General features: G+C 38.4%; 12 protein-coding genes and 1 other annotated feature. Of the genes, 5 read left to right on the forward strand and 7 right to left on the reverse strand.

Annotated features, from left to right (window positions below):
- Entirely contained in the window at positions 1 to 1,308 is a 1,308-nt protein-coding gene (locus tag BQ5903_RS07070) for a bifunctional folylpolyglutamate synthase/dihydrofolate synthase (protein WP_010494734.1), read from the reverse strand.
- Positions 1,309 to 1,460: 152 nt separating this feature from the next.
- Positions 1,461 to 4,121, reverse strand: a complete 2,661-nt coding sequence (locus BQ5903_RS07075) for a valine--tRNA ligase (RefSeq protein WP_010494736.1) — start codon at positions 4,119 to 4,121, stop codon at positions 1,461 to 1,463.
- Between the two features lie 199 nt (positions 4,122 to 4,320).
- Between BQ5903_RS07075 and BQ5903_RS07080 the strand changes: the two genes are divergently transcribed.
- Positions 4,321 to 5,631, forward strand: coding sequence for an IS1380 family transposase (locus BQ5903_RS07080; protein ID WP_079578404.1), 1,311 nt, complete (start codon positions 4,321 to 4,323; stop codon positions 5,629 to 5,631).
- A 396-nt stretch (positions 5,632 to 6,027) separates the two neighbouring features.
- Positions 6,028 to 6,236: a binding site (T-box leader), on the reverse strand.
- 60 nt (positions 6,237 to 6,296) lie between these two features.
- On the opposite strand, the gene thiI is transcribed toward BQ5903_RS07080, so the two are convergent.
- The 3 genes from thiI to BQ5903_RS07095 form a co-directional block, all read right to left on the reverse strand.
- Positions 6,297 to 7,514, reverse strand: coding sequence for a tRNA uracil 4-sulfurtransferase ThiI (thiI, locus tag BQ5903_RS07085; RefSeq protein ID WP_010494738.1), 1,218 nt, complete (start codon positions 7,512 to 7,514; stop codon positions 6,297 to 6,299).
- Positions 7,515 to 7,526: 12 nt separating this feature from the next.
- Positions 7,527 to 8,678 (reverse strand): cysteine desulfurase family protein, encoded by a 1,152-nt coding sequence (locus BQ5903_RS07090; RefSeq protein WP_079579235.1) that lies wholly within the window; start codon positions 8,676 to 8,678, stop codon positions 7,527 to 7,529.
- Positions 8,679 to 8,810: 132 nt separating this feature from the next.
- Entirely contained in the window at positions 8,811 to 10,526 is a 1,716-nt protein-coding gene (locus BQ5903_RS07095; protein WP_010494742.1) for a septation ring formation regulator EzrA, read from the reverse strand.
- 168 nt (positions 10,527 to 10,694) lie between these two features.
- Between BQ5903_RS07095 and BQ5903_RS07100 the strand changes: the two genes are divergently transcribed.
- From BQ5903_RS07100 to BQ5903_RS07115, 4 genes are all read left to right on the forward strand, one after another.
- Entirely contained in the window at positions 10,695 to 11,159 is a 465-nt protein-coding gene (locus tag BQ5903_RS07100) for a GAF domain-containing protein (protein WP_056971385.1), read from the forward strand.
- A gap of 285 nt (positions 11,160 to 11,444) precedes the next feature.
- On the forward strand, positions 11,445 to 12,053 hold the full coding sequence (gene rpsD, locus BQ5903_RS07105; protein WP_010494744.1) for a 30S ribosomal protein S4: 609 nt from the start codon (positions 11,445 to 11,447) through the stop codon (positions 12,051 to 12,053).
- Positions 12,054 to 12,251: 198 nt separating this feature from the next.
- Positions 12,252 to 13,526 (forward strand): replication-associated recombination protein A, encoded by a 1,275-nt coding sequence (locus BQ5903_RS07110; RefSeq protein ID WP_079579236.1) that lies wholly within the window; start codon positions 12,252 to 12,254, stop codon positions 13,524 to 13,526.
- A gap of 844 nt (positions 13,527 to 14,370) precedes the next feature.
- The gene (locus tag BQ5903_RS07115) at positions 14,371 to 14,868 is read left to right on the forward strand and encodes a universal stress protein (RefSeq protein ID WP_056971381.1); all 498 of its coding nucleotides are present in this window, start codon (positions 14,371 to 14,373) and stop codon (positions 14,866 to 14,868) included.
- Between the two features lie 103 nt (positions 14,869 to 14,971).
- On the opposite strand, the gene BQ5903_RS07120 is transcribed toward BQ5903_RS07115, so the two are convergent.
- Both BQ5903_RS07120 and BQ5903_RS07125 read right to left on the reverse strand, forming a co-directional pair.
- Positions 14,972 to 15,529 carry a DNA-3-methyladenine glycosylase I gene (locus tag BQ5903_RS07120; RefSeq protein ID WP_010494753.1) on the reverse strand — a complete coding sequence of 186 codons (558 nt, stop codon included), beginning with the start codon at positions 15,527 to 15,529 and terminating at the stop codon, positions 14,972 to 14,974.
- A 98-nt stretch (positions 15,530 to 15,627) separates the two neighbouring features.
- Positions 15,628 to 16,476 carry an aminoglycoside phosphotransferase family protein gene (locus BQ5903_RS07125; RefSeq protein ID WP_010494755.1) on the reverse strand — a complete coding sequence of 283 codons (849 nt, stop codon included), beginning with the start codon at positions 16,474 to 16,476 and terminating at the stop codon, positions 15,628 to 15,630.
- Between the last annotated feature and the right edge of the window lie 145 nt (positions 16,477 to 16,621).

A 16,621-nucleotide genomic window follows, 5' to 3' on the forward strand; every position in this document is an offset into this window, starting at 1 on the left:
TTACTTAAAATACTTTCTCACTTCTGACACAAAATACAAAGAGCCCGTAATCAGCAACATATCATCAGCCTCCATGTTGTTGATCAGTGTGAGCAAGGCAGCATTCCACTTCTCATACATTGAGATATTAGCCCACTTAGCGTCTAATTCCTCACGTTTGAAAGTTGCTCGCGGCGCATCAAAGGTTGTCAAAACAAGGGTGACATTGGGCAGCTTCTCTAATTCAGCAATCATTTCATTAAACTGTTTATCTTTCAAAACAGCTAGTAAAACATATATTTTGCGACTATTAAACTTAGTCTTAAGAGTTCGGCTGATTCCCTGCATCGCGGGTAAATTGTGTGCCCCATCTAAAACTATGAGAGGTTCATCAACCAACTTTTCAAACCTGCCAGGCCAGATAGTTCTTCTTAAGTATCTGTTTAACTGGTTCATTGGTACGAAAGGAGAACGCTGCTCCAACAGGACCAAAAAGGCTGTTAATGCCACTGAAGCATTTTCGATTTGATAATCACCGACCATTTGTATTTGAGCATTTTTTAAAAGATGATCTTTGAAACGATAATCAAAGGTCTCACCCCAAAAATTCGGCAATTGTTTTGCTGTGGCGAAAAAATCTCGCTCAAACAAATACAAGTCTGCATTCATAGACTCACTTTTTTGCTTAATGATATCTTGCACTTCTGGCAACAGCTTACCACAGATAACAGGCACATTTTTTTTGATGATCCCCGCTTTATTTTCTGCGATCGCAGCCAAAGTATTACCTAAGATCTGCATATGATCCATACCTACCGAAGTAATCACTGAGATCAACGGTTGAATGATGTTTGTTGCATCGTAGGTCCCGCCAATTCCGACTTCAACGATCAAAAAATCAGGTTGGTGTTTGCTAAAATACAAGAACATCATGGCTGTAATGACCTCAAATTCAGTCGGACCGCCGCCTGCCTCTTTAAACTCAATATCTAATTGATCCACAACCGGCCTAACCTCTTGCACTAAGGACAAAATCGTTTCATCACTGACCATCTTCCCATTCATTGAAATTCGTTCATTAAATTTTTCAATAAAAGGAGAGGTAAAAGTACCGACATCATAACCTTCTCCAAGCAATAGGTCACGCAAATAAGCCGTCACAGACCCTTTACCATTTGTTCCTGTAACGTGGATCATTGATAACTTTTCTTGAGGGTTGCCCAATAGTTCAGCAAAACGCCGCATCCGTTTTAAAGTCGGATATTTAACGAACTTATGCCTCCCATGTATGAAGTCTAACGCCTCTTCATAATTACTTACTTTACCCATATTACTATCCGCCTGACTCCTTAGAAATATCATTTTCTAAATCTATTCTGGCATTTCCTGCCATTACCCCATATATTATACGCAAATCATTACAAAATTTCATCGAAAAAAACAAGGAAACCTTTGCTGGTTTTCCTTGTTCTTTGGATTGCTTACAATTCTTTTTTGACTTCAGCGAGTCGGACTGTGGTTGCAGTAAGTTTTTCTCGGTAACCGCTAAGCTTTTCTTTTTCCTCAGCAACTAATTGTTCTGGTGCATTATTAACAAATCCCTGATTACTTAATTTCTTTTCACCACGTGCAACTTCGTTTTCTAACTTGTCGATTTCTTTTTGCAATCTTTGTACTTCTTGACTCAAATCAACTAAACCAGCAAGTGGGATATAAACTTCCGCTCCGCTGATCACCGCTGTCATTGCCAAAGTAGGTGCGTTTACATCAGCACCGATCTGTAACGATTCTGGATGACAGAAACGTTCGATATAATCCTGATTATTTTCAAAAATCTTTTTCGTTTCTAATGTCGCTGTTTTAATCAAAATATCGACTGATGATGACAGTGGAGCATTGGCATCAGCTCGAATATTACGAACAGCTTTGATCAGCTCGATCAAATTCTCCATTCCTTTTTCAGCAGCTTCATCATAAAAATCTTCATTTTCTTCAGGATAAGCAGCTACAACTAATGATGTACCATCGTGCGGCATTGCTAACCAGATCTCTTCCGTCACAAAAGGCATGATCGGGTGCAGCAAACGCAATGTTTGATCTAAAACATAACACAAGATATTTTGTGTATTATGCTTAAGGGACTGACCCTTGCCATAAAAATCTTCCTTGGCCATTTCAATATACCAGTCACAAAGATCATTCCAAATAAAGTTATATAAAGCACGCCCTGCTTCACCAAATTCAAATTGGTCAAACAAACGTGTAACTTCATGAATAGTAGTGTTTAATCTGCTTAAGATCCACTTATCTGCAAGTTGCCATTCACTTTTATCAGGTAATTGAGCTGTTGTATCCTCATCAAAGTTCATAATAGCAAAACGGCTGGCATTCCAAATCTTATTGATAAAGTTCCAGGCCGAATCCATCTTCTTATATGAAAAACGAATATCTTGTCCTGGCGTTGAACCAGTGGCTAAGAACCAGCGTAAAGCATCTGCACCGTATTTTTTAATAACATCCATCGGATCGATACCATTGCCTAAAGACTTACTCATCTTACGGCCTTCTTCATCACGGATCAAGCCGTGGATCAAGACATTTTTAAATGGACGACGTCCTGTAAATTCTTTACTTTGAAAAATCATCCGTGAAACCCAGAAGAAAATAATGTCGTAACCCGTTACTAAAGTATCGGTTGGGAAATAACGTTGAAAATCAAGAGCATTTTTATCGGGCCAACCCATAGTAGAAAATGGCCATAAAGCGCTGGAGAACCAGGTATCCAAAACATCAGAGTCTTGTTCCCAATTTTCCAGATCACTTGGTGCTTTTTCACCAACATAAATCTCGCCAGTCTGCTTATGATACCAGGCTGGGATCTGATGACCCCACCAAAGCTGTCTGGAAATGACCCAATCGTGAACATTTTCCATCCATTGCGTAAACGTGTGTTCAAAACGTTCTGGAACAAAGTTCACTCTGTCATCAGTTTGTTGATTCTTTAAAGCCGCTTTCGCTAAAGGCTTCATCTTAACAAACCACTGAGTTGACAAGCGAGCCTCGACCTGAACACCTGTCCGTTCTGAATGTCCCACACTATGCACAATGGGCTCTTCAGATAAAAGATAATCTTGCTCTTTAAGGTCTTCAACAATTGCCTCACGAGCTGTAAAACGATCCATACCTGCATATTCGCCCGCCTTATCATTTAAGGAAGCATCCTCATTCATGGTATTGATGCGTTCAAGGTTATGCCGATTTCCCACTTCAAAATCATTAGGATCATGGGCAGGAGTGATTTTGACCATTCCTGTTCCAAAGTCAGGATCAACATACTGATCAGCAATAATTTCTAAGTGTCTGCCATTTAGTGGTAAGATCACTTCTTTACCAACTAATTCTTTATAGCGTTCATCTTTAGGATTAACAGCAATTGCTACGTCTCCCACCATCGTTTCCGGACGAGTAGTAGCGATCTCTATATAATTTTTTCCGTTAAATGTAGTTTCGTCAACAAAGGGATATTTAACATGATAAAAAACACCCTTGTCATCTTGATGAATTACCTCAATATCTGATAGTGCAGTCCGGGCTTTCGGATCCCAGTTGATAATATATTCGCCTCGATAGATCAGGCCTTTTTCATATAAAGCAACAAAAACTTTGCGTACCGCTTTTGAAAGTCCTTCATCAAAAGTAAAACGTTCCCGACTATAATCCAAGGATAAACCCAGCTTAGCCCACTGCTGTTTGATAATATCTGCGTATTCATCTTTCCATTCCCAGACCTTATCAACGAATTTTTCACGCCCAAGATCGTAACGCGAAACACCACTTTCAGCCAAACGAGCTTCAACTTTTGCTTGAGTTGCGATCCCGGCATGGTCCATTCCAGGGAGCCATAGGGTATCAAACCCCTGCATCCGTTTTTGACGAATGATCATATCTTGCAATGTTGTGTCCCAAGCGTGTCCTAAGTGTAATTTACCAGTAACATTTGGTGGTGGGATAACAACTGAATAAGGTTTAGCGGCAGTATCACCACTAGGCTTAAATAAATCCTCATCCAACCATTTCTTATAGCGGCCGCTTTCAACGGCCGTTGGCTCATATTTTGTTGACATTTCAATATCTTTAGCCATTTATTTCATCCTTTCTATTAATTCATTTATTTTTAAACAAAGAACCTGAATTATTCATACTTTTCCCTTAAGGACTACTTTTTGTTGTTGTCATGCTAGTTCGCATCTTTTTCGTTTTTCACCTGTTGGGTGTACAAAAAGAGCACATCCTGTGCTATTGTAAAGTCGATGAAAACCACAAAGAACAGGAGTGCTCCTTATGTCAACTTTACATCATGAAAAACTTTTATTCAATGACCAGATCAACATTTCTAATGACGGTGGTGAGTTAGCGAACGATGCCGGAACTTTATTAATTGCTGAATTTCTGCACCAAATTCACTTTGACCAGCTCTTAGAAGATAACTTGCATTTTAAAGATGACCGTAAATATTGTACCTTTCCCTTGAACAATTTATTTAAGCAGTTGCTGTTGCAATTGCTGGCAGGATACTGCCAAGATCAGTCGGCTAATACCTTGTCACACGCCGTTGATTTTAAGCTGGTCTTGTCTCAAGCGGTCGCTTCCCAGCCGACACTTTCACGCTTTATCAATCACATTTCAGCGTCTGGGCTCTTTTCAGTCAAATCATTGCTCGGCTCGGTAGCTCACTTTGTTCTTGGGCAGCTAAATCAACATCAGCTGATCCTTGATCTAGATTCGACACATGCCGATACGTTTGGTGACCAAGAAAAGAGTGCTTATAACGGTCACTACCAGACCAACGGTTATCATCCTTTACTAGCCTTTGATGCTTTATCGGGCTGCTTGTTGAATGCTCAATTACGCCCCGGCAATCGCTATACTTCCCAAGGTGCGACTAAATTTTTATTACGGAGCTTACGGGCCTATGACGGATCTTCCCTGGATGTCTTAGTGCGGGGAGATTCTGGTTTCGCAGCTCCAGGGATCTACCATGCGTGTGATAAAAAGCAGGCTAAGTTCGTGATTCGTTTAAAAGCGAACTACCAGCTCCAAAGTCGGGCTGAGCACCTGATCCAAGTGGGTGACCAGGACTTCACCGAAGCTGAAGTCCAATGGCATGTCCTGCGAGACTATTGTCCTCAAAGTTGGTCACGACCTTATCGTGTGATTATTAAATCAACGCGGCCGGCGGGCAACTTTCTGTTTGACCATGAGTTTATCGTGACCAACTTGGAAGAATTAAGCGGTCCACAAGTCTTTGCCCTCTATCACCAACGCGGTTCCATGGAAGACTTGATCAAAGAAGTTAAACGTGGCTTTCACTTTGATAAAACGGACAGTTCTAGTTTTGAGGCCAATGAGTTCCGGATGCTGGTAGCTGGGGTCGCTTATAATATACTGCAAGCCATGAAGAACTTAGTTTTACCAACAAAGCTTAAACACGCTCAGGTCGGGACGATCCGTTTTAAATTACTCCATGTGGCAGCTAAGGTCACGCACCATGCGCGTCAAGTCTGGGTCCATTTATCTCAGACCAATGTGTTCGATAAATTATTTTGGCAGACACTGTTCAAGATTCAAAATCTAAAAATATATCCGCTGTGAACTCACAAAATAAAAAATGTTTTTCTTAGGGAAAGGGTGAAGTCTGTCCTTTTTTAAACAGTCCGACAACAAAACTAACAAAAAGCTGCTTTTTTTACACACTAAAGTAACTTTGCACAAAGTTTTAACTGCAACGAAAAGTATGAATAATTCAGGAAGAACTAAACTTTTAAAACTTGTTCTCTTTAAACCAAGCTTTTTTATTAAAAGGCTTTTAACCAGCCCTGGTCTCATTTCCACTTTTCTTTTTGGTCGAGTTGCTCATGCCAGAACTTTCCGTCCAACAAATTCCGACTTCACGACAAAAAAGAAACTTGTCATAACGTCTGAGTCTATTGGTACTCAGACTCTCCCAGCTTGCTTCTCTCTGTATAAAAAAAGCACTATCATCCTCTAAATTAGGACGACAGTGCCGTGGTACCACCTAAATTGGGCTATTAAACCCCACTTAAATTCTGTGTTAACGGATGGAGATCCGGTCGTTTTTACTATTAGTTCAAAACAACAGCTGGCAAGCTACAGTTAACAGCTCACTGAAATGTTACACCACCCATTTCTCTCTGTAATAGTGAGTACCCATTAACCCTCTTGGTCAAAGCTTTATGAAATAATTCTAACCTTGCTCATAACATACGTCAAGGCTAAATGAAATCTCCAGGTTATTTTTAAAGTAATTCAGCAAAGGAATCTTCTTGGGCGTTCAAATAATGGTCATCACTGCCGATTTCAGTTATTTTGATACCTGCAAGAGCACGATCGATCAAACCGACTACATCTAATTTGCTTTCATATTCACGTGCACGATCGATACGCGGCTTTGTCTTTGGCGCGCTTGGAGCAAAAATCGTACAACAATCTTCATATGGTTTGATCGATAATTCGAAAGTATCGATTTTCTCTGCAACTTTAATAATATCATTTTTATCCATTGAAACGACCGGACGCAAAACAGGTAGTGAAGTTACATCATTGATCGCAGCCATGCTCTCCATTGTTTGTGAAGCAACCTGCCCCAAAGACTCACCATTAAAGATCGCCAAAGCATTTCTATTCTCAGCGATTTTCTCACAAAGGCGTAACATAAATCGGCGCTGAATAGTCATTAAATAACTTGCTGGAACGTCACTTTTGACAGTTTCTTGGATTTCTATAAATGGGACTTGAATAAACTTGATTTTACCAGCATATGGAGCCAACTTAGTCGTCAGTTCTTTAGCTTTGTTCAAAGCTTGTTCACTGGTATACGGCGGACTATAGAAATGAACCATTTCTAAATCAACCCCACGTTTTAAAGCCAGGTACCCCGCAACAGGAGAATCGATCCCACCAGAAAGCATCAATAAACCCTTGCCAGCAGTGCCTACTGGTAAACCTCCAGCTCCGGGGATCTGTTCGTACGAAAGGTAGATGCCATCAAGCCGTACTTCAACTCGCAAAATAATATCAGGTTGCTTCATTTTAACTTTGATCCCAGGAAAATTTTCTAAAATCGTTCCCCCAAGGATATCATTCAGCTGATTGGTATCATATTCAAAATTATGATCAGAACGACGAGTATTTATTTTGAAGGTCATTCCATCATAAAAAACTTCGTTGAAAACAGAGATCGCTGTTTGTTTAACCTGTTCAACATCGCGTGCTACTTTGATTGCTGGTGAAAAATTTTGGATCCCAAAAATCTTTTGAACACGTTGAGAGACTTGATGATAGTCTTCCCCGTTCAAACGAATATGCATTCTGTCACGATGCGCTTTAATTTCAAGATTTTTAAAACTTGCTAAAGCATTTCTTGTATTTGTCCCTAAACGGTCAATAAAAGAACGTCGGTTTTTGCCTTTAGTTGATAGTTCGCCATAACGAACCATAATTTCTGTATATTGCATCTGTAATCCTTTCTACTTCGTAAATACCTTGGAAAAACGAGCATAGATTTGATCAAAAGCACAATTGAATTCTTCTGCCTCTTGCAAGGTATTATTTTCATCTAAACTAACTCTTACTGCAGATGTTGCAATTTTTTCTGGAACATGCATTGCACTTAAAGTTCCCGAAACAGTTCCTTTCTTCGAAGAACAAGCACTTGTTGTAGAAATATAAATACCTTGTTCCTCAAAGGCATGGACAATTGTTTCACCCCGAACGCCATCGATCGTAAAGCATAAAATATGAGGTGACGAATTTTGATCAACATCAGAAAAAACTGTTACTTTAGCCTGAGCGACTACGTGGTCATAAATCTTTTGCTTGATTTGTCTTTCTTTTTCCACGTTAGTTTCTTCATTGTTAAGCAGTAAACGTAAGGCCTTAGCCATCCCTGCAATTGCCGGCAAATTTTCCGTACCGCTGCGTTGATTTTTTTCTTGACCGCCGCCAGCCATCAATGGTTCAAGCATGCGTCCAGCTTTCTTGTACATAAAACCAATGCCGCGAGGTGCATGGAATTTGTGCCCAGAAAAAGCCAAAAAGTCAATGCGATCATTTCTTAACAATTTACCAATACCCTTACCGATCCCTTGAACAGCATCTACGTGAAAATGCACGCTAGGATAAGCGCGCAAAATCTCAGCAATTTGATCTAAGGGTTGAATCGAACCGATCTCATTATTGATTGCCATTATTGAGACTAGGATTGTATCTGGACGTATAGCCTGAGCAACATCTTTGGCATTCACACGTCCGTGTTCATCAACTGGGAGATAGGTAACCTCGAAACCTAATTTTTCCAGTTGTTTCATTGAATTAAGGACAGCTGGATGTTCAATAGAAGAAGTAATAATATGCTTGCCAAATTCTTGTTTAGCGAATGCAGTCCCCTTTACTACCCAGTTATCGCCTTCTGTACCGCCACTTGTAAAGAATATTTCGTGTTGCTCACAGCCTATGAGGTCTGCGATCTGCCGACGTGACTGCTCTAAAAGATTATCCGCCGTTTCGCCTAAAGCGTGTAAAGAAGATGGATTACCCCAAATTTTATCACTCACAGTTTTATACGTTTCTAAAACTTGCGGTGCAACCTTAGTTGTTGCACTGTTATCAAAATAAATCATTGTACATCCTTCTCTAAGTTAATTTTTCTTACTAATTGTAAACACTCTAGTTACAGTTTACAAGTTGAATTTCAAAATAAAACAAAGCGCCGTATTTGATTACGAACGCTTTGTTCACGACTCTACATAAAATTACAGCGCCAAGACAGTCTTTTTATCAGCCTCAAATTGTTCTGAGATCCGCTTGAACGAACCAGGTTCCACTGTGTCGACCGCCTGTGAAATAGTATCCAAAGCGCCAACGAAGTTAAATTCCTTTTCAAACTGAGTCAATGCCTGCTGATAAGCCTGCTCAACTTCTGGGTAACGATTCCGATAACGATTAGAATATTGCAGCAGTTGTTCGGCTAACATCGAGCTATCCTTGATTTCTTCAGTCTTATTGTTCAAAACATCAATATCTGACTGGGTATTAATCAAGTTCTTAGTGATTTCTGCCATATCGATTTTCATTTTATTGATCTCAGTATCCAGATTTTCAATTTCAGCGGTCACCTTAAAGAAATATGATAAATAATCATCTGGCAGACCTGGCAAGTTCAGTTTTTCTACTTCGCGTTTCATACGATGGATCTCTGTGTCAAAATCCTCGATCGCATCAAAAGCATCTTTTTCTTCTTTCCACAAACCGGAAATACTTTCGTTGATTTGCTTTTGCTCCTGTTCAATATCAGTTAACCTTTGATGATCATCATCTAATTTTTTAACTTCAAACGAAGAAACGACCACCTCTTCTTTTTGTCTGGCCTGAGTTAACTGCTCATAATGCTGTTTAATATCAGCTAGCTCTTTATCCAGATTGGCAGAACGATCTTCTTCTTGGTTGTTGAATGTATAATTCTGGCCTAAACGATCAAGTTCAATATTGAGCTCGTTTTGCTGTTTACGGGCATGGTCAAGAAACTTGCCAATTTCTTCAAGATCCTTAGGTAATTTTGTGGCAGCTGTGTATTCTATTTCGATCTGCTCATATATGTGGTCGATCTCATCCGCGAGTTGTTCATCTAATTCTTTGCCTGCCACCAAATCTAACTCAGTTAAATTTTGCTGGTTTTCTTGACACTCTTTCGTTATTTTGTCTAACTTGGAATCCAAGTCTTCATTAAAACCAAGATGAGCATCTTTCATTTTTTTCAAACCATCTTTTAATTCAGACAATTGTTCAGGAAAAACATTGTTCAAATTTTTAAAAAGAGGTGGGATCTCTTGTACCGCATCTTCTAAAGCTGACATATCGTTTCTTAATTTATTCAAAGGCTCCTCAGAACTTACAAAATCCCCACTCTCAGAGTACTTAGTGTATTTGCTAAAATCGTCTTCAATTTCAGCCGACTTATCTTCTAATTTATCAATACTCGGCCCAAACGAAAAGTTTTTATTCAACAAAACCGTCCTTAAGCTCTGATACTTCTGCTGCAACTTCTTCAAAGCATCTTCATGGGCTTTAGTACTCTTTTGAATTGAACTCAATTTTTGTTTAAGCTCAACAAAATGTTGCTGCACGCCTGCTGATTTTTTTTGAGCACCTTTCAATTCTCGAGAAACTCTAAAAAATTGATAGTGTTGTAAAGAATCACTCAAATCGTTAAGTACTTCAGAAAGCTCAGGCAGTTCCCTATTCTTTAAGTAATGATACCCTTTATCTAAAGTCTCAAATTCTGTCAAACTTTCACCCGAAAGATTCAGCTTGCTGATCTCAGCTAATTTTTCTTCCAATGAATCGTCTGCAATTTTTTTAACTTTATCTTGTTCTTCACTGATTGCCTCACTGTAACTGCGTTGAAAGTACAGTACAGCAAGATAAATGATCACAGCAAAAACTACGACCGCAATTAAAAAGACTACCATGAAACCCCACCCTTTATAACACATTCAAATTTTATATTTCGTCAAAATCACAATCTCTATTGAACAAAACTAAACTTACCCAACTGTATAAAAGTTGATATCCGAATAAATTTAGTTTAAAATCTGTTTCGATTATACCATAAGAACTGTAGTTAATATACGATTTTAATGGAGGAAATTGATTTGGAAAAATCATTATTAGTGCAACAACTCGATGCACTGTTAACAGATGAACATAACTTTATTGCAAACTTGTCAAATGCAACAGCGTTACTCTACCAAGAAATGTCCAATTTAAACTGGGTGGGGACCTATCTATTTGACGAAAAAAACGACATTTTAGATCTTGGACCCTTTCAGGGAAAGGTAGCTTGTATGCATATTAAACCAGGTTCGGGTGTTTGTGGGACAGCTTTCGAACAGCAACAGATTCAAAGGATCGCAAACGTTCACGAATTTCCTGGACACATTGCTTGTGATTCCGCCAGCAATGCCGAGATAGTTTTGCCTCTAACTAAGAATAATAAGAAAATCGGCGTTTTAGACATCGACTCACCTTCACTTGGTCGTTTTAATGAAGAAGATCAACAAGTGTTAACTGATTTTGTCGCCGTTTTATTAACACATCTGTAACTAATTTGTGCCCTAGCAACATTTTGCTTTGCCTGTCTCTTATTTCAGTTCAATTAACTTTTTTAAACTAGTTTAAATTGACTTTTGAATTAAAAACTGGTAAGCTAATTTACGTGTAAAATAATGCAGCAGTGAACGGTAAGAACGTCAACAGTTTATTGCCAAATCTTTGGTTTAGCAAGTAACTCTTCGGCTGCAAGAGCGAAAACCTAGAATAAACTGCACGAATACTAAGTTCACACGGATTATTTTACTCCAAAAAAATTTATTGGAGGAACTTTTAATATGCGTTATACAGGTCCATCATGGAAAGTTTCACGTCGTCTTGGCATATCACTTTCCGGTACAGGTAAAGAATTAGCTCGTCGTCCATATGCACCAGGTCAACATGGTCAAAACAACCGTCGTAAACTTTCTGAATATGGCCTTCAATTACAAGAAAAACAAAAATTACGTATGACATATGGTTTGTCAGAACGTCAATTTTACAACTTGTTTATGAAAGCTGGTAAAATTCGTGAAGGTAAACACGGTGATAACTTTATGATCTTGCTCGAACGTCGTTTGGACAACGTTGTTTACCGTTTAGGCTTGGCAACTACCCGTCGTCAGGCACGTCAACTAGTTAACCATGGTCATATTACTGTCGATGGCAAACGTCTTGACATCCCTTCATACGAAGTAAAACCAGGTCAAGTTATTTCTTTACGCGAACGTTCAAAAAACTTGCAAATCGTCAAGGATGCTTTGGAAGCCATTGTTGGCCGTCCAGCTTTTGTTTCATTTGATGACAACAAATTGGAAGGTTCACTTGTACGCTTACCAGAACGTGACGAACTCGATGCAAATATCGATGAAGCTCTGATCGTTGAATACTACAACCAACTTGGTTAATATTAAAAAAGCTCGCTGTGCGGGCTTTTTTTGTACCTTTTTATGGTCTTGCTACTCGATAGCTAATGCTTGTATGCTACAATAATTTGAATAGAATAATTATCACAATGAGAAATATAACGTTTAAAACATACTTAAACTGGAGTTTTGTTATTACAACTTGATATTTTTAATATCTTAATACAAGGAGGTAAGGGTTTGAAACCACTAGCCTATCGAATGAGACCGCAAAAAATTGAAGATATTGTCGGCCAGCAGCATCTTGTTGGACCCGGTAAGATCATTGGTCGCATGGTTAAGGCAAGATTATTATCTTCCATGATCCTATACGGCCCACCGGGCACAGGCAAAACTAGTATAGCCAGTGCAATTGCTGGATCGACAAAATACGCTTTTAGGACATTAAATGCTGCGACTGATTCAAAAAAAGACTTAGAGATCGTTGCCGAAGAAGCGAAGATGAGTGGTACGGTAGTTTTGATGCTCGATGAGATACATCGGTTAACGAAACCTAAGCAAGATTTCTTATTGCCCCATTTAGAAAAAGGCAGTATCATCTTGATCGGGGCAACAACGGAAAATCCTTATATTTCGATCAACCCTGCAATCCGAAGTAGAACACAGATCTACGAAGTTAAGCCCTTGACTGAAGAAGATATCAAACAAGCCATCGATCGTGCTTTAGCAGACACCGAAAATGGCTTAGGAAAGATGAATATTGAACTAAGCTCTGAAGCAATGACTCATCTTACGCAAGCTACACACGGTGACTTACGTAGTACCTTGAACGCTTTAGAGCTGGCAGCAAAATCAACTGCCCCTGATACTAAAGATGGTAAGATTCATATTGACCTGGCAATCGTTGAAGAATGTTTGCAAAAAAAAGCCTTAGTTCAAGATAAAGACGGTGACGCGCATTATGATGTGATCTCTGCTTTTCAAAAATCCATTCGCGGTTCAGATACTGACGCAGCTTTACACTATCTGGCACGATTACTTGAAGCTGGAGACTTAATATCTGTCAACCGCAGACTTTTGACTATTGCTTATGAAGATGTTGGCTTAGCTAATCCAGCAGCTGCTGCCAGAACTGTTTCTGCAGTTACAGCAGCCGAAAAAATCGGTTTACCAGAGGCACGGATCCCCCTTGCAAATGCTGTGATCGAGTTAAGTATCTCGCCTAAATCTAATTCAGCAATTAGCGCCATTGATGCTGCGATCGCCGACGTTAGACAAGGAAATTATGGTGATGTACCAGATACATTAAAAGACGCACATTACAAAGGAGCCGAAAAACTAGGCCATGGAACGGACTACAAGTTCCCCCATGATTTTCCTCATGACTGGGTCAAGCAAACATACCTTCCTGCTAAAATAAAAGAAAGACAATATTACCATGCCAAGGAAAATGGCAGGATCGAACAAGCATTTAAAAAACAATACGACCTTTTACGTCAGGCACAAAGAAAGTGATTTTAATAAATTTTCGGCTTGGTACTGTTAAATGAAAATTGCGCTTGGTTGCGCTTTATGTTAATATAATTACGAGTTCTGTGACATACGCCTTATCTCATAAATGTAAGGTTGACCGAACAATTTTCATTACAATTTGTCGTTCAAATGTCTGCGGTCTGGCATACTCATTTCACTTGAGTCCCACAAACAGACAAAGAATGACATTCCTGCTTGATCGCGGGTTCAACTACAGAGATGATTAACGGTGTCGACGGAATATGCAAAGTTTTTCTTTGCAGCGGTCTGGATATTCTGGGCCGTTTTTTTGGTTAAATTCTGTGATAAACACACTGATAAGAACTACTGATGGCTTAATTTTCTGTACGATAAATTTCAAGCTAATAATACATAAAGATCATTTTTCTTTTTCTTGATCTTTGTTGCAGAATTAAATACAAAATTATCAAACTAATTTTTAAGGAGCATGTTATGGATCTTGCAATATCTATTTTGTTAATTGTATTAGCTTTGATTTTACTGATCATTGGGACCTACTTATTTCGTAATCGTGCACGCCCTTTTCTCGTTTTTGATCCACGAAAAGAACACGGTCTAAAAATATTTTGCACTTACTTTAGTATCTTTATGTTCATCTGTGCTCTTTTAACGGTCCTGGTAGTTTTCTACACTCCGGCCTGGTTATTGATAACAATAATTTTTCTCGACGTTATATGTACCTTTATTGTGCCCTTTGTTTTATGGGGTTATACACTATAATTTTTTATCTAATCAATCGCTTTCACTTTCTTTTTTCTTATAAAATAGTTAGAATATAGTTGAGAGCAAAGAAAGGGTGAACAGCATGTTGCAAACATATCAAAATATCTTAGTACCGGTCGACGGTTCTTATGAAGCTGAATTGGCATTTAAAAAAGCTGTTAACGTTGCAAAAAGAAACGGTGAAAAAAGTTCGATCCATCTAGTTCACGTTGTCGATACTCGAGCCTTTCAAAATATTTCCAGTTTCGACACGGCCATGGTAGAAGAAGTCACTGATACCGCTAAGAAAACTATCGAAGGATATATTGAGGATGCAAAAAAACAAGGCATCAAAAACATTGATTATTCTATCGAGTATGGTGCACCGAAAGTTATTATCGCTAAAGATCTCCCGCAGGAAAAAAATATCGACTTAATTATGATCGGCGCAACTGGTCTAAATGCTGTTGAGAGGATCCTCGTTGGATCAGTAACTGAATATGTCACCAGGAATTCTAAATGTGATGTTTTAGTCGTTCGGACTGATCTTCAAAACAAACCCGCTTTAAGTAAAGAGCAACGTACCAAGCAAGAAAATTAAGCTACATCTTGATCAAAAAAACTGTTTAGGTCGAAATTCATTATCACATGAATTTAAAATACCCAAACAGTTTTTTGTTTCTTAAAATTATTGCTCAATGACATTAAAGGTACTTATTCTCACACGTTTCTATATGATCATTAACGACTCCGATCGCCTGCAAAAATGAATAAATAATTGTCGGTCCTACAAATTGGAAACCCATTTTTTTAAGGTCTCGTGAAATTTGTTGCGACAAAAATGAGCTGGCAGGTACTTCTTCGGCGTGGTGCCAATGGCTAACAAGTGGATGATGACCAACATAACTCCAAAAAAAATCATCCAAACTATTACCCTGCTTGTGCCACTGTTCAACGATTTTAGCATTATTAATGATTGCATCGATTTTTCGCTTGTTGCGGATGATCCGTGGATCCTGAATAATTTGATTTATCTCATCAGATGTTAACTGTCCAATTTTTTCTGTATCAAAATCACAAAAATCATCCTTAAAGGCTTGACGTTTGTCCAGAACTGTTTGCCAGCTTAATCCTGCCTGCATCAATTCCAAACTCAGCATTTCGAATAACAACCGCTCGTCATGAGTTTCTTTTCCCCACTCTTTTGCATGGTAAACCTGCATATTTTCTTTCTCACCAAAAGCCCAACTACAGACTGTCATAAAAAAAACCTCCGATTCATTTACTAAATATAAATACGAAAATAACTTGTGCTTTTAATCAGAGATTTTTTGATTTACAAGTTTATGCAAAAAACTTATTAAATTTCAAGCACAGGAACTCCATCACTGACAGTCGCCAACATTTGGTCAGCCATATCACCAAACTTTTCTTGCTCATGTGACTCATGGAAACTATAAATGTCTAAAGCTGTATAAAAGAGTAAAGCTTGCTGACAAGATTTCTGCGGGATCTCAAACTCTAGTAATGACTGATAACCGGCAATAAAACTTTGACGCATCTTCTTATCTTTAACTTCATAAAAGAAGAATTTGATAAAGTCTTCATATTGACACCCAATATGAGTTCTTTCAAAGTCGATCAAAACATAGTTTCCTTGGTAAATCATTATATTACGGATACTAAAATCCCCATGCAAAACAACTTTCTTAAGTTTTGCAAATTCCTGATCAGCAGCCGGCAAATCTTTTTCAATTACTTTTAGTACTCTTTTAGCCTTTTGTTGATGCTTTTCATCCTTTAACGAATCAAATTTAAATTTGATCTGTTGCGACAAAGATTCATTTGTCTGTGGTACACTGACCTTTCCTGTTAAATTCCGATGAAATTCTGCCAAAAGTCGACCATAGATATACGCTTGCTCTTCATTTAGGTCCTTTTGCTCAACTTCTTTTAGTTGTCTATCTTTCAAAACAACTACATAATTTTCACCAAAAATCACAGTACCAATAAAAATATCTGGACAATAAACTTGGTCAACATGCTGTTCTGCGTAAAACATCTCTTGCTGCTTAAAAATTTTTACAAACAGATCCGTTTTGTAATACTGACTATAACCTGCTAAATGTTGATTTCCAGCAACATCGTGAATCTTTTTTAAGTTTGCTTTATAATACTCATTAAGAAAATCAATCAAAACACTTTCCATTAACTAGCCTCCCTGTAACTATTATTTTAATTTTACGTTAAAAAATAAGCAGCTGCAAGAATTACAACCTGCACGTAACTGCATAGCTTTAGCAATTTGCTTAACTTTAATTAAATTGTGGTTCAATTTCTACGCAGCGCTTTCT

It is taken from the genome of Ligilactobacillus acidipiscis (assembly GCF_900116935.1).
GTDB classification, from domain to species: domain Bacteria; phylum Bacillota; class Bacilli; order Lactobacillales; family Lactobacillaceae; genus Ligilactobacillus; species Ligilactobacillus acidipiscis.